Origin of the sequence: Streptomyces sp. NBC_01723 (assembly GCF_036246005.1) — a bacterium.
Lineage (GTDB): Bacteria > Actinomycetota > Actinomycetes > Streptomycetales > Streptomycetaceae > Streptomyces.
Window position 1 is genome coordinate 5,505,819 of the sequence record NZ_CP109171.1, and the last position, 22,212, is coordinate 5,528,030.

Genomic DNA, 22,212 nt, shown 5'->3' on the forward strand with positions numbered 1-22,212 from the left:
GGTCCGGGTGCCGCTCCGGGAGCTAGATCCCCAACTCCTGTGCGAGCACCGCGGCTTGCACGCGGCTGCGCAGTGACAGCTTCCCCAGCAGGCGGCTGACGTGCGTCTTCACCGTGGCCTCCGCCATGTCGAGACGCTCGGCGATCGCGGCGTTGGACAGCCCCTCGCCGAGGCAGGACAGCACCTCGCGCTCCCGCCGGGTCAGCTCCCGCAGCACCGCCGGGTCGGCGGCCGGATCCCGCACCGGCTTCGCCGCGAACTCCGCGATCAGGCGCCGGGTGACGGCCGGGGCGACGATGCCCTCGCCGCCCGCCACCGTGCGCACGGCCGCGAGCAGGTCCTGGGCCTCCGTGTTCTTCAGCAGGAACCCGGCGGCCCCCGCCCGCAGCGCCCCGAAGACGTACTCGTCCAGGTCGAAGGTGGTCAGCACCAGCACGTCGGCCAGCCCCTCGCCGACCACGATCGCGGTCGCCGACACCCCGTCCATGCGCGGCATCTGAACGTCCATCAGCACCAGGTCGGGGCGCAGCTCCCGGGCCAGCGCCACCGCCCGCTCGCCGTCCGCGGCCTCCCCGACGACCTCGATGTCCGGTGCGCTGCCGAGGATCAGCACCAGTCCCGCGCGCACGGCGGACTGGTCCTCGGCGACGACGACGCGGATCATGCCAGGTCTCCTTCGGTCAGGGGCAGCACGGCGCACACCGCCCAGATCTTGCCGTCCGGTGAGCCGGGGTCCGCCACCGCCCCGGCCTCGAAGCTGCCGCGCAGCAGCGCGGCACGCTCCCGCATGCCGACCAGACCGGCGCCGGAACCGGGTGCCCGGGGGGCGTCCCGGCCGCCGTACGGGCTGGTCACGCGCACCCGCAGGGCCGTTTCGTCGCGGGTGAGCCGGACCAGGACCGTCCCCGGCGCTCCGTGCTTGAGGGCGTTGGTCAGCGACTCCTGCACGATCCGGTACGCGGCCAGCTCGACCGGCGCGGGCAGGTTCTCGCCGTGGGCCGCGTCCAGCGTGACGTCGAGGCCGTTGGCGCGGGCGCCGTCGACCAGCGCGCCGAGTCCGTCGAGGGTGGGGGCGGCGGCCGGCTCGGTGTCCCCGCCGTCGTCCCGCAGGATGCCGATGAGGCGGCGCATCTCGGCCAGCCCCTCCACGCTGTTCTCGCGGATCACGCCGAGCGCCCGCCGGGTGGTGGCCGGGTCGTCCAGGGAGAGCGCGGCGGTGGAGTGGATGGCGATCGCGGAGAGGTGGTTGGCGACCATGTCGTGCAGCTCGCGGGCCATCCGGGAGCGTTCCGCCGTCACCGCCTGGACCCGGTCCATCTCGGCCAGCAACGCGGTCTGATCGGCCCGCAGCAGGGCCGCGTCGGCGGCCTCGCGGTGGTTGCGCACGATCAGTCCGGTGGAGGCGGGGGCGAAGGACACGATCCCGACGGCGACCCCGATCAGCAGCGCCTCGGGCTGCCGCCACAGGGCGAACGGCACGACCGTCCCGGCCACCGTGAGAAGCCCGGTGATCCAGGGGATGCGGCGGGCCGAGGCGGGCGGACCGTAGAGCACGGCGGCGTACATCACGTCGGTGTACATGATCACCGTGACCAGGCTGCCCTGGGTGAGCGTGTCCCCGATCAGCGCGGCGGTGCCGATCAGCAGGCCGGTGCGGGGAGCGGAGCGGCGCAGCAGCTCGCAGGCCGCCATGACCACGAGCGGGACCAGCAGCGGCCACTTGCCGTCGAACAGCACGACCGGCTCGTCGGCCGGTCGCACGCCCAGCCCGATGCCCCACAGCAGCAGGCCGCCGAGCAGTCCGGCCGCGGCGACGTAGCAGTCGAAGCGGCGCGGGCGGGGGAGTCGTGCGGCCATGTCCCCATCCAACACGGCCCGGGGCCCGCCCGCCTGATGCCGGGGAAGGGTCCCGCACTGCATCTTTCGATGTACCGGAGGTTCGTCACCGGCGACGACGATCCGGGGCGGGCGGCACGGGAGTCTGGAAGGGCGATCGAGAGGAGCGAACCGTGATCGTCACCCTGATCATCGTCTGCGAGATCGGCTTCTGGGTGCTGCTGGCGGCCGGGCTGTCCGTCCGCTATCTGCTGCGGATGCCGCGCACGGGCATGGTGCTGCTGCTGTGCGAGCCGCTGCTGGAGGTCGTGCTGCTGGTGGTCACCGCGCTGGACCTGAAGAACGGCGCCGACCCGAGCTGGAAGCACGGCCTCGCGGCGCTGTACATCGGCTACACCGTCGGTCACGGCCACCGCACCGTGAAGTGGCTGGACGGCCACGCCGCCCACCGGATCGGCGGCGCGCCGAAGCCGGCCGGACCGCCGCGCCACGGCATGGCCCGGGCCCGGCACGAGGGCAGGGTGTGGCTCGGCACGCTGCTCGCCGCCGCGGTGGCGACCGGGCTGCTCCAGATCGCCATGTGGTACGTCGACGACCCGAGCCGCACCACGTCCCTGGAGAGCTGGCAGTACACGGCCTGGCGCACGGCCGGCATCCACGGCCTGATCGCCCTCACCTACGCGATCTGGCCGAAAAGGGCTCCGTCAGGACAGCGCCCCGAGGAGCGCCCCGCAGGGGCGCGGGGAACTGCGCGATCTGCCACGACGAAGCGGTAGCCGACCGATCGCCGTCGCACCACTCCCCGCGGAGCGGTCAGCGTTCGCCGCCCGGCACCCACAGCACGTCCCCGACCTCCTTGTTCGCCACGCGGGCCAGGATGAACAGGAGGTCGGACAGGCGGTTGAGGTAGGTCGCGGTGAGCGGGTTCATCGTCTCGCCGTGGGCCTCGAGCGCCGCCCAGGTCGAGCGCTCGGCCCGCCGGACCACCGTGCACGCCTGGTGCAGCAGCGCCGCGCCGGGCGTGCCGCCGGGCAGGATGAAGGAGCGGAGCTTCTCCACCTCGGCCAGGTAGCGGTCGCAGTCCGCCTCCAGCTTGTCGACGTAGAACTGCTCGACCCGGAGCGGCGGGAACTCCGGGTTCTCCACCACCGGCGTCGACAGGTCCGCGCCCACGTCGAACAGGTCGTTCTGGACCCGGACGAGGACCTTGACGACGTCCTCCGGCAGACCGCCCAGGGCGATGGCCGTGCCGATCACCGCGTTCGCCTCGTTGGCGTCGGCGTACGCGGAGATCCTGAGGTCGGTCTTCGGGACCCGGCTCATGTCACCGAGGGCGGTGGTGCCCTGGTCGCCGGTCCGGGTGTAGATGCGCGTCAGGTTGACCATGAGGCCAGCCTAGTTACGCACCGGCGCTCCGGAACACGCGTGTGCCCACCGTCACGGCCAGTGCGGTGAACGCGAGCGCCACCAGCGTGCCGTACAGCATGTGCGCCGTCGCGTAGCTGCCGACGTAGGCGTCCCGCACCGCGTCCACCAGATAGCGGAACGGCATCAGGTGCGACAGCACGTCCAGCCACGCCGGTCCCAGGGTCATCGGCAGCATCAGGCCGGACAGCAGCATCGACGGCATCGTCAGCGCGTTGACGGCGGGCCCGAACGACTGCGGCGTGCGGACCTTCATCGCCAGCGCGTACGACAGCGACGCCAGCGACACCGTGAGCAGGGCGACGAACGCGAAGCCGATCAGCACCCCGGCCAGCGGCGCCCGCAGACCCATCACCACGGCCGCCAGCACCAGCAGCACCGCCTGGAAGGCGAAGACCGTGGCGTCCCGCAGCACCCGGCCGAGCAGCAGCGCCAATCGGCTGACCGGCGTGACGCGCATGCGTTCGACCACGCCCTGACCGTTCTCGATGATGACCGAGAAGCCGGCGAAGGAGGCGCCGAACAGCCCCAGCTGGAGCAGCAGGCCCGGCACCAGCACCTGCCAGGAACTGCCCCGCCCGCCGAGTGGCAGATCGGTCAGCAGCGGGCCGAAGAAGAGCAGGTACAGCAGCGGCATCAGCACGCCGAACAGCAGCGCGAAGCGGGAGCGCAGGGACTGGCGCAGATAGCGGCCGTAGATGAGCGCGGTGTCGTGGAACAGCATCGGGTCAGCCTCGGATCTCGGGTGCGGTACGGCGGCTTGGGGCTTCCATGGGGGCGGCTCGGGGCTTCTACACGGCCACGGGCGCGGCGTCGGCCGGCGCGGCGCTGCGGCCGGTGATGGCGAGGAAGGTGTCCTGGAGCGGGGCGTCGGCCGCGCCGCCGTACTCCCGCTTCAGGGCGTCCGGCGTGCCCTCGGCGACCACCACTCCGCCGTCCACGACGACCAGCCGGTCGGAGAGCGCGTCGGCCTCGTCGAGGTAGTGGGTGGTGAGGAAGACCGTCGTGCCCTGCTCGTCGCGCAGCCGCCGCACCAGGTCCCACAGGTCGGCGCGGCTGCCCGGGTCGAGCCCGGTGGTCGGCTCGTCCAGGAAGAGGACCTTCGGGCGGTGCGTGAGCGCCATGGCGATGTCCAGCCGCCGCCGCTGACCACCGGAGAGCGCACCGCACTTGCGGTCGAGCAGCGCGGTGAGGTCCAGGTCGCGGGCGAGTTCCTCCGCACGCTCCTCGGCCCGCGCCCGGGGCAGCCGGTACAGGCGGCCCTGGGTGACCAGCTCCTCCCGCACGGTGATCTGCGGGTCCACCCCGCCCGACTGCGCCACGTACCCGCAGGCCCGGCGCACCCCCGCGGGGTCCGTCGCCAGGTCGTGTCCCGCGACGGTGGCCGCGCCGCCGGTGGGGGCGAGCAGCGTCGTGAGCATCCGCAGGGTGGTGGTCTTGCCGGCGCCGTTGGGGCCCAGGAAGCCGAGGATCTCGCCCTCGCGGACGGTCAGGTCGATGCCGCGCACGGCCTCGACCGGGCCGCGCGCGGTCGTGAAGGTCCGGGCCAGGCCGGCCGTACTGATGATTGCCATGCGCCCCAGAAAAACAGAGTCACTTAAATTTTGCAACAGCCCCAATTTTCTACCGGCACCAGCGAAGCCTAGGATGGGCGCATGGCCGAGGGACTCAGGGAACGGAAGAAGCGGCAGACCCGGCAGTACCTCTCGGACGTCGCCACGGGGCTGTTCCTGGAGCGCGGCTTCGAGGCGGTGACGGTCGCCGAGGTCGCGGAGGCCGCGAACGTCTCCGTGAACACCGTGTACAACTACTTCCCGGCCAAGGAGGACCTGTTCCTCGACCGCTCCAAGGGCGTGATCGACCGGCTGTCGCGCTGGGTGCGCGGGCGGGGCGCCGGGGAGTCCGCCGCGTACGCCGTCCTGCGCGAGCTGCGCGACGAGGTCGAGTCGGTCTCGCCGCGCGTGGGCCTGATGGACGGATACGCCGGATTCATGAAGGTCGTGCACGAGTCGCCCGCCCTGCGGTCCAGGATGTGGGCCATCGGCCAGGAGGTCCTGGTCAATCTGGAGGAGACCCTCAGGGAGGAGACCGGCGCCGCGGCCGACGATCCGCTGCCTGCCCTGATGGCCGGTCAGATCAACTGGCTGCACGGCACCGTGATGATGGGAATCGGCCAGCGCATGGTCGCCGGGGGCAAACCGGCCCAGGTCTCCCGCGAGATGCTCCTGCTGCTGGACGAGATGGAGGAGTTGTTGAGTGAGAAGGTGCTCAACTACGCCGTACGGGGCGCGGAGTGACACCCGAATGACACACGCCGGTGTGATGTCCGTCATGTGAGACGTGACGCGCGTTACTAACCGGTCACACAGCCCCTCACGCCCGCTAATCTCCGGCCGAGAGACCAAGGACAGCTTGTATCAGGGGAGTCGCACAGTGGCACGGAAGCTCGCCGTCATCGGAGCCGGCCTCATGGGGTCCGGCATCGCCCAGGTCGCCGCACAGGCGGGCTGGGACGTCGTCCTGCGGGACGTCACCGACGAGGCGCTGCGGCGCGGCACGGACGGCATCCGCACCTCGTACGACAGGTTCGTCGCCAAGGGGAAGCTGGCGGCCGAGGAGGCCGACGCCGCGCTCGCGCGGATCACCGCGACCACCGACCTGGACGCCGTCGCGGACGCGGACGTGGTCGTGGAGGCCGTCTTCGAGAAGCTCGAGGTCAAGCACGAGATCTTCCGCGCGCTCGACCAACTGGTGAAGGACGGGGCGATCCTCGCGTCCAACACCTCCGCCATCCCGATCACCAAGATCGCGGCGGTGACGGAACGCCCCGAGCAGGTCGTCGGCACCCACTTCTTCTCGCCGGTCCCCATGATGCAGCTGTGCGAGCTGGTGCGCGGCTACAAGACAAGCGACGAAACGCTCGCCACCGCACGTGAGTTCGCCGAGTCCGCCGGCAAGACCTGCATCGTCGTCAACCGCGACGTCGCAGGCTTCGTGACCACCCGCCTCATCTCCGCCCTCGTCGTCGAGGCCGCGAAGCTGTACGAGTCGGGTGTCGCCACCGCCGAGGACATCGACCTCGCCTGCAAGCTGGGCTTCGGCCACGCCATGGGGCCGCTGGCCACCGCCGACCTGACGGGCGTCGACATCCTGCTGCACGCCACGGGCAACATCTACACCGAGTCCCAGGACGAGAAGTTCGCCCCGCCGGAGCTGATGCGCCGGATGGTGGACGCCGGTGACATCGGCCGCAAGAGCGGGCAGGGCTTCTACAAGCACTGAAGTCCCATCGGCCCCGGGAGACATCACACGCCGGGGTGAATTCGGTATCGGTTCGCTTACAGGCGGCAACCTCCGGTCCTTCCGGCCAGTCAGAGGGTGCAACACCTGATACCGCCGAGAGACCACGTCGAAGAATCGAAGAGACGAACAAGGACCCACGCCGGGGAGCGCATATGCACATCAGGGGCGACCACGTCGAGCTGGTCGTCGGGGGCCGCCTCGACGTCCGCAGCGCGGCGGACGCCCGTACGGTCCTGCACTCGGCCGTCGACGACGGAGTCGGCGACCTGGTGCTGGACCTGTCAGAGCTGGACTCCTGGGACGCGACCGGCCTCGGCGTGATCATGGGGGCCCACCGGCGGGCCGGCCGCTGCGGCCGGCGGCTGGTGCTGCGCGGAGTACCTCCGCAGATGCAGCGCCTGCTGGTGGCCACCAGGCTGCACAGGATCCTGGCCATCGAGGGCGGCATCGGCGTGGAGACCCTGCCCAGGGTGTGACGTCTCGTGCCCGACACACGCAATCCTCACGAGACCGTGACGTCTCGGGCGGGGCGGTACCCCGGGCTGTCGGAGATACTGAGCGAAGGTTTAGGGTCTGGCTGCCCGCACTTTTGCGAACCCATCGGCGGGACCGGACCAGAAGCGACAGCGCGGTGTGCGGCAAGGCCGGGAGGGTGGTCCCGACCGGGGCCCTGCACACGACGCTTTTGGGGGGCTTGAACCGATGGACCCGAACACCCGGGGACCCGAGGAGTACGGCCACGACGGCGACACGCCGCGCCCGCGCCCGCGCCCTCCCAGGGATCCCCTCACCTCCGACTTCGGACAGCCCGCGCTCGCCCGCACGGTGCAGCTCGTCTCCGGCGACTTCCTGCTCACCGTCAACCCCGTCGACGGCAGCGAGATCGAGGTCTGCCCGCCCGCCGAACGGCCCGCCCGCCCGGAGAAGCTCACCGCGGCCGAACGCGCGGAGACGGCCCGCGCCGCCCTGCCGCCCGTCCCGCCGGGCCCCACCAGGACCGTGCTGGGGCTGCTGGCCCGCGAGGACGAGCGCGAACGCCTCGTACGCCTGCTCGCCCGCGGCCGCTCCGTCCGTCTCACCGGCCCCGGCGGCTCCGGCCGCACCAGCCTCCTCGACGTCGTCGCCGAGGACTGCGCCGGCCTCGCGCCCGACGGCGTCGTCCGCCTGAACGGCTTCCACCGCACCGCCGACGACCTGCTCCACGACCTCTTCTACGCCGTCCACCGCGCGCCCCTGCACCGCCCGGGCCGGGAGGAACTGCTCGGGTACCTGCGCGAGGTCGGCGCCGTCGTCGTCCTGGACGACATCGAGTTCGGCGGCACCGCCCTCGACGAACTGCTGGAGGCCACCCCCGAGTGCGCCTTCCTCATCGGCGCCACCCCGGACGTGCCCGCCCCCTCCGCCGACTCGGCCGTCGAGGAGGTCTTCCTCACCGGCCTGGACCGCTCGGACGGCGTGGAACTGCTGGAGCGCGCCGCCGGCCGCGGCCTCACCGAGGAGGAGGCCAACTGGGCCGGCGACCTCTGGTTCGAGTCCGAGGGCCTGCCCCTGCGCTTCGTCCAGGCGGGTGCCCTGCTGCGCCGCCGTGACCGGCTGCGGGCCGGTGCCGACGCGGTGGACGAGTTCGGCGTCTTCGCCGACGCCCGCCCGGCCGACGACGACACGCCCTACGACGCCGCCGAGGCCGAGGCCGACGCCGGCGACGCGTCGCCCCTGCCGTCCCTCGGCGAGGCAGCCGCGCCCGCGCCGCTGCTCGCCTCCCGGCTGAGCGCCTCGGCCCGCGCCACCCTGGAGTTCGCCGTCGCGCTCGGCGGCGAGCTGCCGCACCAGGCGCATCTGCCCGCGCTGGTCGGCGACACCCACGCGGACGCCGCCCTCGGCGAGCTGGCCGACTGCGGACTGGTCTCGCCGGTCGGCTCCCGCTACCGGCTGGCCGCCGGGGTGCTCACCCAGTTGGAGAGCGGCGGCTACACCGACGGCATGGGGGCCCGTGCGCTGGCCGCCGCCCAGCACTACGCCTGGTGGACCGGGCACCCCTCGGTCACCCCGGAGCGGGTCTGCGCCGAGGCCGACGCCGTCCTGGCCGCCCTCGCGGTGCTGGTGCCGACGACGACCCGGACCGCGGACGACGAGGAGAGTCCCGCCGTCCAGCTGGCCCGCACCGCGGCGCCCGCGTTCGCCGCCGGGCTGCACTGGAGCGCCTGGGAGCGGGCCCTGCGGGCCGGCACCGAGGCCTCCCGGCTCGCCGGGGACGTCGCCGAACAGGCCTACTTCCACCACGAGCTCGGCGTCCTCGCCCTCTGCGAGGACCAGCTCGACCGGGCCCGCGCCGAGCTGGAGGCGTCCATCGGGCTGCGCGGCGCGCTCTCCGACAAGCACGGTGCCGTCGCCGGCCGCCGTGCCCTCGCCCTGGTCGCCGACCGGACCGGGGACACCCCCGGCCTGGGCAGCGGCGCGGGTGCCTTCGGCGCCGTCGGGCCCGCCGCCGGACTCGGCGTCGTCGGCGCAGGGCTCGGCCCGACGGCGGGGGAGGAGGTGCCCGACGCCCGGCACGAGGAGTCGGCGTCGCCGTCCGCGGGCGTCCCCACGCCCTTCCCGCCGCTCCAGCCGCCTCCGCAGTCCCCGACCCTGGTCACCAGCCGCGAGCATGCCGAGGAGCCGTCCCGCACGGTCGGCAGCGGCATCAAGGGCTTCGCCCGGCGCAACCTGGTGGCCGCCGGGGCGGGCGCGCTGCTCGTCGCCGTGCTCGGCACGGTGGTGACGCTCGGCGCCACCTCCGAGAACGACCCGGGCGACCCCTCCAACGAGGTCGGCGTCAACCCCTCGGCCAGCCAGGGCATCGACGACGGCGGTCTCGGCGCGGACCGGCCGTCCGACGACGGGCAGGGACAGGGCACCACCGGCCGGCCGAGCGACTCCGGCACGCCGGCCGCCCCGACCCCCTCCGAGTCGGGGCGGCCCTCGCAGTCGCCGAGCAGCCCGGGCAGCACCGGCGCCCCCGGCGGCGACGAGAGCCCGGACGACCCGGACTCGCCGGACACGCCCACCAAGTCGCCCAGCTCGCCGACGACGAAGCCGACCTCGCCGAAGCCGACGGACACCGAGCCGACGGAGCCGACGCCCACGGATTCCGAGCCGACCTCTCCGGAGCCCTCCGAGAGCGAGACCACCTCGCCCTCGGCGCCGGAGACGTCCGACACCGCCGGCGGTCCGGTGACGCCGACGAGCACGGCCGGCTCCCCCGGGGGCGCCCCGAGCGCCTCGCAGAGCAGCACGGGGACGGGCTCGGGTACGGGTACGCCGAGCGGCTCGGAGCAGACGACGGAGCAGATCATCTGAGGTCCCGGCGGACAGGCACACGGGAGGGCCGGGTCCGCGTGTCGGACCCGGCCCTCCCGTGTGCCTGTCGTGGGTGACGCCCGCTCAGAACAGCCGCAGCTTGTCGTCCTCGATGCCCCGCATGGCGTTGTAGTCCAGCACCTGGCAGCCGATGCCGCGGTCCGTGGCCAGCACCCGGGCCTGCGGCTTGATCTCCTGCGCGGCGAACACGCCGCGCACCGGGGCGAGATGGGGATCGCGGTTCAACAGCTCCAGATAGCGCGTGAGTTGCTCCACGCCGTCGATCTCGCCGCGCCGCTTGATCTCGACCGCGACCGTCCCGCCGTCGGCGTCGCGGCACAGGATGTCGACGGGGCCGATGGCCGTCATGTACTCGCGGCGGATGAGGGTGTAGCCCTCGCCCAGCGTCTCGATGCGGTCGGCGAGCAGTTCCTGGAGGTGTGCTTCCACGCCGTCCTTGATCAGACCGGGATCGACGCCCAGTTCGTGCGAGGAGTCGTGGAGGACCTCCTCCATCGTGATGATGAGCTTCTCGCCCGCCTTGTTGACGACGGTCCAGACGCCCTCCTCCTCGCCCGTGCCCTCCTTCAGGGTGCAGGGCGGCGACATCCAGTTGAGGGGCTTGTAGGCCCGGTCGTCGGCGTGGATCGAGACGCTGCCGTCCGCCTTCACCAGGATCAGGCGGGGCGCCGAGGGCAGGTGGGCGGTGAGCCGCCCGGCGTAGTCGACGGAGCAGCGGGCAATGACGAGACGCATGGTCGGCAACGCTACTCGACGTGCCCGGCCCGACGCGATTCGCCCGTACCCGGTCGCCCCGTGGGCTGTCCCACTTCTCCCATTGGACCCGTCTTGCGCACTGGCTGATTGTGCGCCTACGGGATGGTGTCCATCTCGGCATTCTCCTGGTGCGGTCACGATCGGTTGCTTACGGTATTGAACGGGAGGTCGCGAACTGTGTACGCAGCGTGTTCAAAATCGCGAACTCCCTCAACTGTCCGGCAACCCCCGCCCGTCGGGGGTGCGAGAGGAGAACCCATGTCGCTCGACGTCTCACCGGCCCTACTCGAACAGGCCGAGCGAGGCGAGGTCGACGAAGCAGCCTTCGTCGACTGCGTCCGGACTTCCCTGCCCTACGCATGGGAGATGGTCAGCTCCCTGGTGGCACAGCTGAAGGTCGACGGCGGTGCGTTCGCCGACAACCAGACGCCTCCGCCGGACGAGCAGGCGCGCGGTCAGCTGCTGCGTGCGCTCGCGAGTGACGCCATACGCGGTGCACTGCAGCGGCACTTCGGGGTGCGGCTGGCCTTCCAGAACTGCCACCGGGTGGCGGTGTTCCCGTTGGACTCCTCTGTCGACGAGAAGCTGACCCGCTTCACCTCGGTGCGCAGCCAGGTGCTGAACCAGTCGCCCGAGTTCCGCGACTGCTGACGCCACGATCGTCCGCTTGCCGCTCCGTACGCGGGAGGTGCAGTTCTGTACCGGAGCGGCAAGCTCCCCGCCCATGGCCTCAGCCGAGCTGGGGGAGTACCTCGGCGCCGAGCCGCCGTACGTTGTCCTCGGTCGCCGCGAGGTCTCCGGAGCCCTCGACGAGCAGCGCGAAGCGGGAGATGCCGGTGCGCTCGGACGTGGCCGCCAGCCGGTCCGCGCAGAGCCGGGGCGTGCCCACCGGGTGCAGGCCGCAGAGCAGTTCGGTGTACGCGTGCGGGTCGCGCATCTGCCGGGCGCGGCCGTCCACCGTGACATGGGCGCCCAGCCCTTGGCGCAGCCAGCCAGGCATCGCCTTGAGCAGGGTCTCCGCCGCGTCCGTGCGCCGGTCGGCGATCTGACAGACGCCTGCCGAGACATGGGCCGCGGCGTGGACCTCGGCGGCCGGGCGCCCGGCCGCGCGGGCGTGCCGCCGCCACAGGGCGACCATCTCCGCCTTCTCCTCGTCGCCGACGTGCATGCCCAGCAGCATCGGCAGCCCCCGCTCGGCCGCCATCCGCACGCTCGACGGCGAGGTGCAGGCGACGACGACCTCCGGGCCCGCCGCCTCCGAGAGGGCCTCCGAGGGGCGCGGGACGACCGGGACCTCGCGGAAGCTGAAGCGTTCCCCCGAGGTGCCGACGGCCGGTTCGCGCAGCCAGCGCACCAGGAGGTCGAGCGACTCCGGAAACCCCTTCTCGTATGCCTCCAGGCCCGCGCCGAAGACCTCCAGGTCCACCCACGGGCCGCCCCGTCCCACGCCCAGCGAGAACCGGCCGCCGCTCGTGACGTGCAGCAGCGCGGCCTGCTCGCCGAGCGCCACGGGATGGACCGTGGGCAGCACGCTGACCGCGGTGCCGACCCGGATGCGCCGGGTGCGGCCCAGCAGCAGCGCGGCCAGCGTCACGGCCGACGGGCACGTGCCGTACGGCACGAAGTGGTGTTCGGCCAGCCAGACCGCGTCGAGCCCGGCCTCCTCGGCGACCTCGGCCGAGCGGACCGCGCGGTGCAGCGCCTCCCCCTGACCCTGGCCCGGGAACTGGGCCCCCAACACGAAACTTCCAACGCGCATTGCCTTTTCCTGCTTCCTCGGCCCCGACACGGAGCTCCCCCACACGGCATAACCGCCTGACACGTGCCGAGGACACGGCCGGGCGGAGGATTTTCCGGATTGTCTGCAGAATCAGCCGTCGTCAGCCGTCGCGGCAGGGCACGGGTACCCCTGTCCGTGCCGCGTAGGCTGGATGCCGCCCGTACTTCCTGTATAGCTCCGTGAGGTGTCCCGTGTCCCCGCGTCGCAACCGACCGAAGGAAGCCGCTTCGTCCGGCCGGAGCGCCGAGGGCGACGGCGCCGGCCGGTACGGCGGCTGGCAGTCCTCGGAGGACTGGCAGGGCGAGGAGTGGAACGTACGGCACGTGGCGGGCGCGAGCGCGCAGGGGAAGTCGTACCGCTGCCCGGGCTGCGACCAGTTGATTCCGGACGGCGTCCCGCACGTGGTGGCCTGGCCGGCGCACTCGGGGGTCGACGAGCGCCGGCACTGGCACAAGGCGTGCTGGAACGCGAAGGACCGCCGCACCACGCGGGTGCAGCGGTCCCGTAACGCGCCGAAGTTCTGAGCCGGGTCAGACGTCCCGCTTCTCCAGCAGGGCGAAGGCGCCGGCGAACGCGGCCGCGGTCACCCCGAGCACGATCCACAGCGGGTCCCAGCCCGAGGGGCCGGACTCGGACAGCGAGTTGGCGTAGAAGATGCTCATCTGGTTCGGGATCGAGTACTCGAACAGCGCCTGCTGCACGTCCTTCAGGGACTCCGAGAACATGAACAGCGCGATCACCAGCGGCGCGAGCAGCACGCCGATCATGATGGTGATGGCGCCCGCCGAGTGCCGGATGACCGAGCCGACGGCCAGCGAGAGCAGGCCGAGCAGCGCGATGTACAGCGAGACGCCGACGGTGCCCTTCAGCCACTCCGAGCCGGTGGGCTCGGCCGCGCCGTTGCCCTCCAGCATCGCCACGTGCGCGAGGCCGACCAGCGTCGCGGAGACCAGGGTCACCACGAAGGCCACCAGGAAGAAGACGATCGCCTTCGCCGTCAGCACCCGGCCGCGGCTGGGGCAGGCGGTCATCGTCGTACGGATCATGCCGGTGCCGTACTCCGAGGCGGTGGTCATCACGCCGAGCGTGATGACGCAGATGCTGCCGAGCAGCAGCCCGAAGAAGCCGAGGCTCAGCGCGCTCTCGCCGGCCAGGTCGGAGGACGAGTTCGCCACCACCACGCCGGTCAGCAGGCCGATGCCGATGACCAGCAGGACGAACACGCCCAGCGTCCACATCGTCGAGCGCACCGACTTGATCTTCGTCCACTCGGAGGCGAGCGCGTGCGCGAGGCTCGTGCGCACCACCGGGATCGGCGACGTGTAGGTGGGGTACGGCGAACCGGGCGCCGACTGCCAGTCGGGGGCGGCCTGAGGGGTCGGGGGCTGGGGCGTGCTCATCGGGCGTCCTCGGGCTTGGTCGGGTCGGTGACGGGCGCGGGCGCGGGGGCGGCGGCGGGCGGCGCCGGGGCCGGAGCGGCGGCCTGAGGCGCCTGCGGGGCCTGCTGTGCCGCGTACGGGTTGGCCGGCTGCGCGCCGGGCGCGGCCGGGGCGCCGTACGGTCCCGGGGCCTGGCCCGGCGCGCCCTGCGGCGCGAAGGGCTGACCGCCCTGCTGGGGCGGCGGCGGGGCGTACCAGCCGGGCTGGCCCTGGCCGGGCACCGGCATCGGCGGCTGCGCGCCGGGCGGCAGCGGCTGCTGGAGCCCCGCCTTCTGGTCCGCGGTCGACCGGTAGTCGACGGCGCCCTGCGTCATCCGCATGTACGCCTCCTCCAGGGACGCCTGGTGCGGCGACAGCTCCCAGAGCCGTACGTCACTGCCGTGCGCGATGTCGCTGATCCGCGGGAGCGCGAGGCCGGTCACGCGCAGCGCGCCGTCCTGCTCGGGCATCACGTGGCCGCCGGCCTCGGTCAGCGCGGAGGTCAGCTTCTCGCGCAGCTGCGGGTCGGTGTCCGGCGTCCGCACCCGCGCGAAGTCGGCGGAGTTGGCCGAGATGAACTCCGTCACGCTCATGTCGGCGAGCAGCTGCCCGCGCCCGATGACGATCAGGTGGTCCGCGGTCAGTGCCATCTCGCTCATCAGGTGCGAGGAGACGAAGACGGTACGGCCCTCCGCCGCGAGCGCCTTCATCAGGTTGCGCACCCAGTGGATGCCCTCGGGGTCGAGGCCGTTGACCGGCTCGTCGAAGAGCAGCACCTGGGGGTCGCCGAGCAGCGCCGCGGCGATGCCGAGCCGCTGTCCCATACCGAGCGAGAAGCCCTTGGAGCGCCGCTTGGCCACGTCCTGGAGGCCGACCACGCCGAGCACCTCGTCCACCCGCCGGGCGGGGATGCCGGAGAGCTGGGCGAGGCTCAGCAGGTGGTTGCGGGCGGACCGGCCGCCGTGCACCGCCTTGGCGTCCAGCAGCGCACCGACGTGCCGCGCGGCGTTCGGCAGCCTGCGGTACGGGTGGCCCCCGATCGTCACGTGACCCGCGGTGGGGTTGTCCAAGCCGAGGATCATCCGCATCGTCGTCGACTTGCCCGAGCCGTTGGGCCCGAGGAAGCCGGTGACGGCACCGGGCCGCACCTGGAAGGAGAGGTTGTACACGGCGGTCTTGTCGCCGTATCGCTTGGTCAGGCCGACAGCCTCGATCATGCTCCGCACCCATCGAAAGGTTCAGGACAGCAGGGCACACGCCCCCGTAAGGGTTAGGAGGATATCCAGGCGCTGACGGTTCCGTTCAAGCCAGGGCAAAATTCGACGCTCCACGGAACCTTTTCAGCACCGGTCCCTCGGCCCTAGGCGTCCCGTCGTTTCAGCACCACATACCCGCCGACGAGGGCCGCGATCACCCACAGGACCATGATCCCGAGGCCGCCCCACGGACCGTAGGGGACGTCGTCGTCGATCGGGGTGACCACCTGCATGATCTTGCTGCCGGCCTGGTCGGGCAGGAAGCGGCCGACCTTCTCGGTGGCCGGGACGTTGCCCAGGATGTTGGAGATCAGGAAGAAGAACGGCATCAGGATGCCCAGCGACAGCATCGGCGAGCGCAGCATCGCCGCGACGCCCATCGAGAACATCGCGATGAGGGTCATGTAGAGGCCGCCGCCGATCACCGCGCGCAGCACGCCCGGGTCGCCGATCGACGCCTTGAGGTCGCCGAGCATGGCCTGCCCGAGGAAGAAGGTCGCGAAGCTGGTGATCATGGCCACGACGAAGGCGAGCGCGGTGGCCACCGCGATCTTGCTGAACAGGAAGCTGCCGCGCCGCGGCACCGCCGCCAGCGAGGTGCGGATCATGCCGGAGCTGTACTCGTTGCCCACGACCAGCACGCCGAACACGATCATCGCCAGCTGGCCGAGGCTGGTGCCGGCGAAGCTGATGAAGGTCGGGTCGAAGGAGAGCTGGTCCCGCTCGCTCATGCCGTCGAACTCGCTCTTCGACAGGGCCGAGATCAGCATGCCGAGGGCGATGGTGACGACCACGGCGAGGGACAGCGTCCACACCGTGGACGCGACCGAACGGATCTTGGTCCACTCCGACCGGACGACCTGTGCCGTCGCCATGCTCATCCCCTCTTCCAGTCGCTGCCCCACGGCTGCTGCGGCTGTTGCTGTTGCTGTTGCTGTGGTTGCTGCGGCACCGCGCCGGGCGGCTGCCCGTCGTGCGCGTGGTACTCCACGGACTCCGCCGTCAGCTGCATGAACGCCTCCTCCAGCGAGGCCCGCTGCGGGCTCAGCTCGTACAGCACGACCTGGTCGCGCGCCGCCAGCTCACCGACGGCCTCCGACTTGTCGCCGTCCACCTCCAGCACCTCGGCGCCGGTGTCGACGACCTCGATGCCGGCGCCGTGCAACGCGTCGAGCAGCCGCTCGCGGTGCGGGGTGCGGATCCGGACGTAGCTGCGCGAGTTCTCCGCGATGAAGTCGGCCATCGAGGTGTCCGCGAGCAGCCTGCCCTGGCCGATGACCACGAGGTGGTCCGCGGTCAGCGCCATCTCGCTCATCAGGTGGGAGGAGACGAAGACCGTGCGTCCCTGCGCGGCCAGGGTCTTCATCAGGTTGCGGATCCAGTGGATGCCCTCGGGGTCGAGGCCGTTGACCGGCTCGTCGAACATCAGGATCCGCGGGTCGCCGAGCAACGCCCCGGCGATGCCGAGCCGCTGTCCCATGCCGAGGGAGAACCCCTTGGTCTTCTTCCTGGCGACCGCCGACAGCCCCACCGTGTCCAGCACCTCGCGCACCCGGGCCGCCGGGATGCCGTTGCTCTGCGCGAGGCACAGCAGGTGGTTGTAGGCGCTGCGCCCGCCGTGCCACGCCTTGGCCTCCAGCAGCGCCCCGATGTACGTCAGCGGGTCCTTCAACTGGTCGTAGTGCTTGCCGTCGATCCGCACGTCCCCGGCGGTCGGCCGGTCCAGGCCCAGCACCATGCGCATGGTCGTGGACTTGCCGGCCCCGTTCGGACCGAGAAAGCCCGTGATGATGCCCGGTCTGACGGTGAAGGAGAGATTGTTGACCGCCACCTTCTCGCCGTACCGCTTGGTCAGCCCCTCGAGCTCGATCATGGCGCCCACGCTAGAACGGGACGAGGCCCACTGCCACCCCGGTGACAGAAGGCCTCGTCCTGGTTCCGTTTCTGTGCGGCCGCGGGAGGTCCCGCGTCAGCGGGACTGCTGGGCCGGCACCCCGCGGGAGACCGACTCGTCCTCGGCCGGCGTACCGGCGGCGGCCACCGCGGCGCCCGTGAGGGTCGCCAGCATCTCGCGCACGTTGGTGAGCTGCGCGTTGATGGAGTCGCGGCGGTTGGTGAGGGCGGCCAGCTCGCGCTCCGACTCCGAACGGATCCGGTCGGCCTTGGCGTTGGCGTCGGCCACGATGTCCTCGGCCTGGCGCTGCGCGGTCTCGACGGTCTGGCGGGCCCGGCGCTCGGCGTCCGTGCGCAGCTTCTCCGCCTCCAGGCGCAGCTGCTCGGCGCGGTGCTCGATCTCCGCGAGGCGCTTCTCGGCCTTGGCCTGACGGGAGGCCAGGTCGCGCTCGGACTGCTCGCGGCGCTTGGCGAGGTTGGTCTCGAAGTCGGCGGCGGCCTGGGCGGCCTTGGCGCGGGTCTCCTCGAAGAGGGCGTCCGCCTCCTCGCGCTTGGACTGCGCGTCCTTCTGCGCCTCGGAACGGAGCTGCGAGGCGTCGCCCTTGGCCTTCTCGACGATCCGGACGCCCTCGTCCTCGGCCTTGGCCTTGCGCTCCGCGGCGTACGACTCCGCGTCGTTGCGCACCTGCTGGGCCGACGACTCGGCCAGCTCGCGGTGCTGCTCGGCCGCGCGCCGGGCCTCCTCGCGCAGGTCCTTCGCCTCTTCCTCGGCGAGGCGCAGGATCTTCTCGACCCGGGCGCCGAGACCGGCGTACGACGGCTCGGCGTCGTTGACCTGGGCCTGGGCGTTCTGGGTCTCGAGGTGAAGCTCCTCGATGCGCTTTTCCAGAGCGGTGATGCGGGCGAGAGCGCTGTCACGGTCGGAGACGAGCTTGGAGATGCGTTCGTCCACCTGAGCGCGGTCGTACCCACGCCGCACAAGCTCGAAGCCGTAGGGGGAAGTGTCGCTCATGGGGTTCCTGTCGAAAGAGACCGGGTGAGGTGATAGAGGGAATCCTAGGCGCCAATGCGGTGTGTCATCGAGCGGATGCGCGTTTGATACGGAGAATGACACCTCTTTTGAGTGGCTGACCCGCGGATGGCTTGCCAAAGTTCTGGGCAAGGGTCCGGGCGGGAGTCAACCAAAGATCTCCAGGAGACACCGAATCCGCTCCGCGCGCTAGCCGTCTGACGACTTGCCACCCGAACGTGGGGCGCCCACCGTGGCTCCGGCCTTCACCCCGTTCTCCTTGGCCCCCGTCGGCGTCTCGAAGGACTCCAGCGCCTCCAGCACGTCCTGCACCCGGGAGATCTCCGCGTTGATGTCCTCGCGACGGCGCACCAGGATCTCCAGCTCGCGCTTGCCCTCGTCGACCGTGCGCCTGGCCTCCTGGACCGCCTCGGCCTTCAGCTCCTCGGCCTCCCGGACCAGGGTGGCCTTCTTCTGCTCGGCCTCCTTCAGCAGCCCCTCGGCCTTCTTGACGGCGGCGATGCGCACCTTGCCCGCCTCGGAGTTCGCCTCCGACACCAGCTCCTTGGCCTTCGCCTCCGCCTTGGCCAGCTGCTCCTCGGCGGCCTTGATGAGCGCGTCGCAGCGGTCGCCCGCCGACTTCATGGTCTCCGCGGCCTCGCGGCGCGCACGCTCGTGCAGTTCCTCGATCTCGGACGTGAGGCGCTCGCGCAGCTCCTCCGCGCGCTCCCTTATGGCGGTCGCGTCCCGGCGGGCGCCGACCAGCAGCTCGTCCGCGTCCGTACGGGCCTTCTCCACACGGGTGTTGCCCTCGACCGTCGCCTCCGAGACGAGCCGGTCGGCCTCCGCGCGGGCCGCGCCGACCATCGTGTCGGCCTGCGACTCGGCCTCCGCGGTGGTCTTCTGGGCCTGCTGCTGGGCCTCGGAGAGCAGCTTGTCGGCCTCGGACGTGGTCTCCGTGATGAGCGTGTCGACCTGCTCGGCCGCCTCCGAACGCCGCTTGTTGGCGTCCTTGCGGGCCTCGTCCAGGGTGCGGTCGGCCTCCTCGCGGGCGGCCGTGGTGACCCGCTCCGCCTCCGCCGCGGCCTCGGCACGGACCCGGTCGGCCTCGGTGCGGATCCGCTCGGCGTGCTGCTGGGCGGACCCGACGGTGTCGGCGGCCTCGGCCCGCAGCCGCTCCGCCTCCCCGGTGGCGTCCGAGAGCAGCCGCTCGGCCCGGGCGCTCGCCTCGGCCCGCACCCGCTCCGCCTCGCTCGACGCCTCCGTACGGACGCGCTCCGCCTCCGCGACCGTCTCCGTCCGGATCCGGTCGGTCTCGGCCGCCGTCTGCGTGGTGAGCCGCTCCGCCTCGGCGCTCGCCTCGGTGATCAGGGTGTCCGCCTGCGTCGCCGCGTCGGACCGGATGCGGTTGGCGTCCTCGCGGGCGTCCGCCCGGGTGCGCGCCGCCGCCTGCTCGGCCTCGGCGATGGCGTCGGATGCCTCGGTGCGCACCCGCTGGGCGTGCTCCGAGACGTCCGCGCGGATCCGGTCGGCCTCCGCGATGGCCTCGGACACCGTCCGCTCGGCCAGCGTCTTGGCGGCCTCGGTCTCCTCCCGCGCCTCGCGCCGCAGCCGTCCGGCGTCCTCGCCCGCCCGCTCCCGCTCCGCGTGGGCGTCGGCGCGGACCCGGTCCGCCTCCTGCTCGGCCTCGTGCCGGGTGCGCTCCGCCGCGTGCTCGGCGACGCTGCGCAGTCCGGTGATCTCCTCCTGGGCCTGCTCGTGCATCCCGGCGACGGAGTCCCGCACCTGCTGCGCGTGCTGCTCGGCGGCCGACACCATCTCGGTCGCGCGCCGGTCGGCCTCCTCGACCAGCCGGACCGCCTCGGCCTGCGCCTCCTCCACGCGGTTGCGCGCCGAGGCCAGCAGCTCCTCGCTCTGCTCGCGGGCCCGCTCGCGCTCCTGGTCGGCCTCCTGCCGGGCGGACCCGAGCAGTTCCTCCGCCTCGCGGCGGCGCCGGGCGGCCTCCTCCTGGGCGGCGCCCAGCGCCTCCGACGCCTCGGCGGCGATGCGCTCGGCGGCGGTCTGCGCCTCCGCGCGCACCCGGTCGGCGCTCTCATGAGCCTCCGACTTCAGCCGCTCGGCCTCGGCGGCCGCCTCCGACCGCAGCCGTACGGCGACGGACTCGCCCTCCGCCCGGGAGGCGGACGCGTCGGCGGCGGCCTCGGTGCGCAGTCGCTCGGCCTCCGTCTCGGCCTGCTGCTGGAGCGTACGGATCCGCTCCGCGGCCTCGGTGCGCAGCCGTTCGCTCTCCTCGGCGGCCTCCCGGCGCAGCCGCGCACCCTCCTCGCGGGCCTCGGTCAGCGCCTCCTCGGCGGCGGTGCGGTGCTCCTCGGCCTCCGTGTGCAGGCGCGTCAGGTCCTCGGCGGCCTCCGTCCTGCGGGCCTCGACGGCGCGCTCGGTCTCCTCGCGCAGCTCGCGGGCGGCCCGCTCGGCCTCCGCCTGGAGTTCCTCGGCGCGCTCGGCGGCCTCCGTGCGGTGCCGCTCGGCCTCCGCGCGGGTGCGCTCCAGGGTCTCCTCGGCCTGCCGGCGCAGGGTGGTGGCCCGCTCGATGGCCTCGGTGCGGACCTTCTCGCTGTCCGTCGTCGCGGCCTGCCGCAGCTCGTCCGCGTCCGCCTTGGCCTTGGCGAGCAGCTCCTCGGCGGTCTTCGCCGCCTCCTCGATCTGCGCCACGGCCTCCTTGCGGGCCTCGGCGCGGATCTTCTCGCCCTCGGCGACCGCGTCGGCGCGCAGCTGCTCGGCCTCGCCGCGCAGCCGGCGCGCCTCCTCCTGCAGCTCGACCGTCTTGGCGCGGTACTCCTTGGTGTCGTCCTTCGCCGCGCCCTTGAGCTCCGTGGCGATGTCGTGCGCCTCGGCGCGCAGCCGGTCCGCCTCGGCCTCGGCCTCGGTGCGGATCCGCTCGGCCTCCTCGGTGGCGGCCTTCGTGGTCCGCCTGGCGTCCTCGGACGCCTTGTTCAGCACGTCCTCGGCGGTCTTGGCCGCCTTGGACAGCTGGGTGGCCGACTCCTCGGCGGTGAGCGTACGGGCCTTCTCGGCGGCCTCGGCGACGATCCGCTCGGCCTCGGCGCGGGCGTCCGCGACCAGCTGCTCGGCCTCGGACTTGGTGTTCTCGGCGTCCTTGGTGGCCTCGCCGACCAGCCGGGCGACCTGCTCCTTGGCGGTCCGGGTGCGCTGCTCGTTGGTGGCCTCGGCCCCGGCCAGCGCCTTGGCGGCGGCCTCCTTGGCCTCGGTGACGACCTTCTCGGCCTCGGCCTGCGCCTTGCGTAGCGCCTCCTCGGCCTCCGCCATGCGCCGCTCGGCGGCCCGGCTCAGCTCCTGCGACTGGCGCCGCGCGGACTCCGACTCGTCGGCGGTGGAGGTGCGCAGCTGCTCGGCGTGGTCGGTGGCCTCCTGGGCCTGGTTGGAGGCGGCGTTCAGCAGCCGCTCCGCGTCGGTGCGGGCGCGGCGCAGCAGCTGCTCGGCCTCGGCGCGGGCGCTCTCGGCGTCGTCGGTCAGCCGCTGCCGGGCCTCGGAGGTCAGCCGCTCGGCCTCGGCGCGGGCGGTGGCCAGGGACTGCTCGGCCTCGGTGCGGGACTCCTCGAGGAGACGGCGGGCCTGCTGCTCGGTACGGGCGCGCAGCTGCTCCGCCCAGGCCACGTTCTCGTTGACGTGCGACTCGACGGTCTGCCGGCGCTCGGCCAGCTCCTGGTCCAGCTGCTGGCGGCGGGTCACCGCCTCCTGGTGCAGCTCCGCCTGGAGCCGGGCGGCCTGCTCGGCGTGCTCCTGGAGGATGCGCTGGGTCTGCGCCCTGGCCTGGCTCAGCTCCCGCTCGGCGTCCGAGCGCAGCTGGTCGGCCTGGGTCTGCGCGTTGCGCAGCAACTGCTCGGCCTGGTACCCGATGTCACCGCCGTCGAAGGCGGGCCGGGACATGATGGTGCGCCGCGCCTCGTGCAACTTGGCGCGCAGCACCTCGACCTGGTAGCCGAGGTCCTCGGCGTGCTGGATCGCCTTTTCCCGCTCGGTCTTCAGCCGCTTCATCTCGGCCTCGAACCGAGAGAGGTGGTCGACGTCAGCCGCCGGCTCTCGCTCCTGGCTCTCGTAGCCCCGCACTGCGCGGTCCCATCCGTCCCCTGGTCGCAAATCTTCCCGACTGAGCTCCGT

20 protein-coding genes are annotated in these 22,212 nt (G+C 72.5%); 7 read left to right on the forward strand and 13 right to left on the reverse strand.

Translation table 11 applies throughout. From position 1 onward, the window contains the following. Positions 1 to 22: 22 nt before the first annotated feature. Together OIE75_RS25680 and OIE75_RS25685 are read right to left on the reverse strand one after the other, a co-directional pair. The gene (locus OIE75_RS25680) at positions 23 to 664 is read right to left on the reverse strand and encodes a response regulator (RefSeq protein WP_122616255.1); all 642 of its coding nucleotides are present in this window, start codon (positions 662 to 664) and stop codon (positions 23 to 25) included. Then, positions 661 to 1,857, reverse strand: coding sequence for a sensor histidine kinase (locus tag OIE75_RS25685; RefSeq protein ID WP_329472242.1), 1,197 nt, complete (start codon positions 1,855 to 1,857; stop codon positions 661 to 663). Before OIE75_RS25685 ends, OIE75_RS25680 begins: the two co-directional genes overlap by 4 nt. A 152-nt stretch (positions 1,858 to 2,009) precedes the next feature. Here OIE75_RS25685 and OIE75_RS25690 point away from each other — a divergent pair, with 152 nt between their 5' ends. Further along, positions 2,010 to 2,612 (forward strand): hypothetical protein, encoded by a 603-nt coding sequence (locus OIE75_RS25690; protein WP_329472243.1) that lies wholly within the window; start codon positions 2,010 to 2,012, stop codon positions 2,610 to 2,612. Positions 2,613 to 2,649: 37 nt separating this feature from the next. On the opposite strand, the gene OIE75_RS25695 is transcribed toward OIE75_RS25690, so the two are convergent. The 3 genes from OIE75_RS25695 to OIE75_RS25705 all read right to left on the reverse strand — a co-directional run bounded on the left by OIE75_RS25695 (position 2,650) and on the right by OIE75_RS25705 (position 4,835). Further along, entirely contained in the window at positions 2,650 to 3,222 is a 573-nt protein-coding gene (locus OIE75_RS25695) for a cob(I)yrinic acid a,c-diamide adenosyltransferase (protein ID WP_122616259.1), read from the reverse strand. 13 nt (positions 3,223 to 3,235) lie between these two features. Continuing rightward, positions 3,236 to 3,985: an ABC transporter permease gene (locus tag OIE75_RS25700; protein WP_122616260.1), complete on the reverse strand. Its 750-nt coding sequence runs from the start codon at positions 3,983 to 3,985 to the stop codon at positions 3,236 to 3,238. Between the two features lie 67 nt (positions 3,986 to 4,052). Further along, complete coding sequence (locus OIE75_RS25705; RefSeq protein ID WP_307015141.1) at positions 4,053 to 4,835, reverse strand: ABC transporter ATP-binding protein; 783 nt, start codon at positions 4,833 to 4,835, stop codon at positions 4,053 to 4,055. A gap of 81 nt (positions 4,836 to 4,916) precedes the next feature. Here OIE75_RS25705 and OIE75_RS25710 point away from each other — a divergent pair, with 81 nt between their 5' ends. From OIE75_RS25710 to OIE75_RS25725, 4 genes are all read left to right on the forward strand, one after another. Then, complete coding sequence (locus OIE75_RS25710) at positions 4,917 to 5,558, forward strand: TetR/AcrR family transcriptional regulator (RefSeq protein WP_329472244.1); 642 nt, start codon at positions 4,917 to 4,919, stop codon at positions 5,556 to 5,558. Positions 5,559 to 5,694: 136 nt separating this feature from the next. Further along, on the forward strand, positions 5,695 to 6,543 hold the full coding sequence (locus OIE75_RS25715; protein WP_307015143.1) for a 3-hydroxyacyl-CoA dehydrogenase family protein: 849 nt from the start codon (positions 5,695 to 5,697) through the stop codon (positions 6,541 to 6,543). Between the two features lie 173 nt (positions 6,544 to 6,716). Beyond that, positions 6,717 to 7,040, forward strand: coding sequence for an STAS domain-containing protein (locus OIE75_RS25720; RefSeq protein WP_003973611.1), 324 nt, complete (start codon positions 6,717 to 6,719; stop codon positions 7,038 to 7,040). Positions 7,041 to 7,266: 226 nt separating this feature from the next. Beyond that, positions 7,267 to 9,903: an ATP-binding protein gene (locus OIE75_RS25725; RefSeq protein WP_329472245.1), complete on the forward strand. Its 2,637-nt coding sequence runs from the start codon at positions 7,267 to 7,269 to the stop codon at positions 9,901 to 9,903. Positions 9,904 to 9,987: 84 nt separating this feature from the next. Here OIE75_RS25725 and nucS read toward each other — a convergent pair whose 3' ends face one another. Continuing rightward, positions 9,988 to 10,659 (reverse strand): endonuclease NucS, encoded by a 672-nt coding sequence (gene nucS / locus OIE75_RS25730; RefSeq protein ID WP_064729874.1) that lies wholly within the window; start codon positions 10,657 to 10,659, stop codon positions 9,988 to 9,990. 279 nt (positions 10,660 to 10,938) lie between these two features. Here nucS and OIE75_RS25735 point away from each other — a divergent pair, with 279 nt between their 5' ends. Then, entirely contained in the window at positions 10,939 to 11,331 is a 393-nt protein-coding gene (locus OIE75_RS25735) for an SCO5389 family protein (protein ID WP_055421911.1), read from the forward strand. Between the two features lie 79 nt (positions 11,332 to 11,410). Here OIE75_RS25735 and OIE75_RS25740 read toward each other — a convergent pair whose 3' ends face one another. Then, a complete protein-coding gene (locus OIE75_RS25740) occupies positions 11,411 to 12,439 on the reverse strand; it encodes an LLM class flavin-dependent oxidoreductase (RefSeq protein WP_329472246.1) in 1,029 nt (342 codons plus the stop codon). Between the two features lie 212 nt (positions 12,440 to 12,651). Between OIE75_RS25740 and OIE75_RS25745 the strand changes: the two genes are divergently transcribed. After that, positions 12,652 to 12,984: an ATP/GTP-binding protein gene (locus tag OIE75_RS25745; RefSeq protein ID WP_307015145.1), complete on the forward strand. Its 333-nt coding sequence runs from the start codon at positions 12,652 to 12,654 to the stop codon at positions 12,982 to 12,984. Positions 12,985 to 12,990: 6 nt separating this feature from the next. Here the strand turns inward: OIE75_RS25745 and OIE75_RS25750 are convergent, their stop codons facing one another. The 6 genes from OIE75_RS25750 to scy all read right to left on the reverse strand — a co-directional run bounded on the left by OIE75_RS25750 (position 12,991) and on the right by scy (position 22,161). Continuing rightward, positions 12,991 to 13,860 carry an ABC transporter permease gene (locus OIE75_RS25750; protein WP_307015146.1) on the reverse strand — a complete coding sequence of 290 codons (870 nt, stop codon included), beginning with the start codon at positions 13,858 to 13,860 and terminating at the stop codon, positions 12,991 to 12,993. Then, complete coding sequence (locus OIE75_RS25755; RefSeq protein ID WP_307015147.1) at positions 13,857 to 15,095, reverse strand: ABC transporter ATP-binding protein; 1,239 nt, start codon at positions 15,093 to 15,095, stop codon at positions 13,857 to 13,859. The genes OIE75_RS25750 and OIE75_RS25755 overlap by 4 nt, the downstream gene beginning before the upstream one ends. A gap of 143 nt (positions 15,096 to 15,238) precedes the next feature. Next, positions 15,239 to 16,009 (reverse strand): ABC transporter permease, encoded by a 771-nt coding sequence (locus tag OIE75_RS25760; protein WP_307015148.1) that lies wholly within the window; start codon positions 16,007 to 16,009, stop codon positions 15,239 to 15,241. Positions 16,010 to 16,011: 2 nt separating this feature from the next. Continuing rightward, positions 16,012 to 17,007: an ABC transporter ATP-binding protein gene (locus OIE75_RS25765; RefSeq protein ID WP_329472247.1), complete on the reverse strand. Its 996-nt coding sequence runs from the start codon at positions 17,005 to 17,007 to the stop codon at positions 16,012 to 16,014. A gap of 96 nt (positions 17,008 to 17,103) precedes the next feature. Continuing rightward, positions 17,104 to 18,039 carry a cellulose-binding protein gene (locus OIE75_RS25770; protein ID WP_307015150.1) on the reverse strand — a complete coding sequence of 312 codons (936 nt, stop codon included), beginning with the start codon at positions 18,037 to 18,039 and terminating at the stop codon, positions 17,104 to 17,106. A gap of 207 nt (positions 18,040 to 18,246) precedes the next feature. Then, positions 18,247 to 22,161 carry a polarized growth protein Scy gene (gene scy / locus OIE75_RS25775; protein WP_329472248.1) on the reverse strand — a complete coding sequence of 1,305 codons (3,915 nt, stop codon included), beginning with the start codon at positions 22,159 to 22,161 and terminating at the stop codon, positions 18,247 to 18,249. Positions 22,162 to 22,212: the final 51 nt, after the last annotated feature.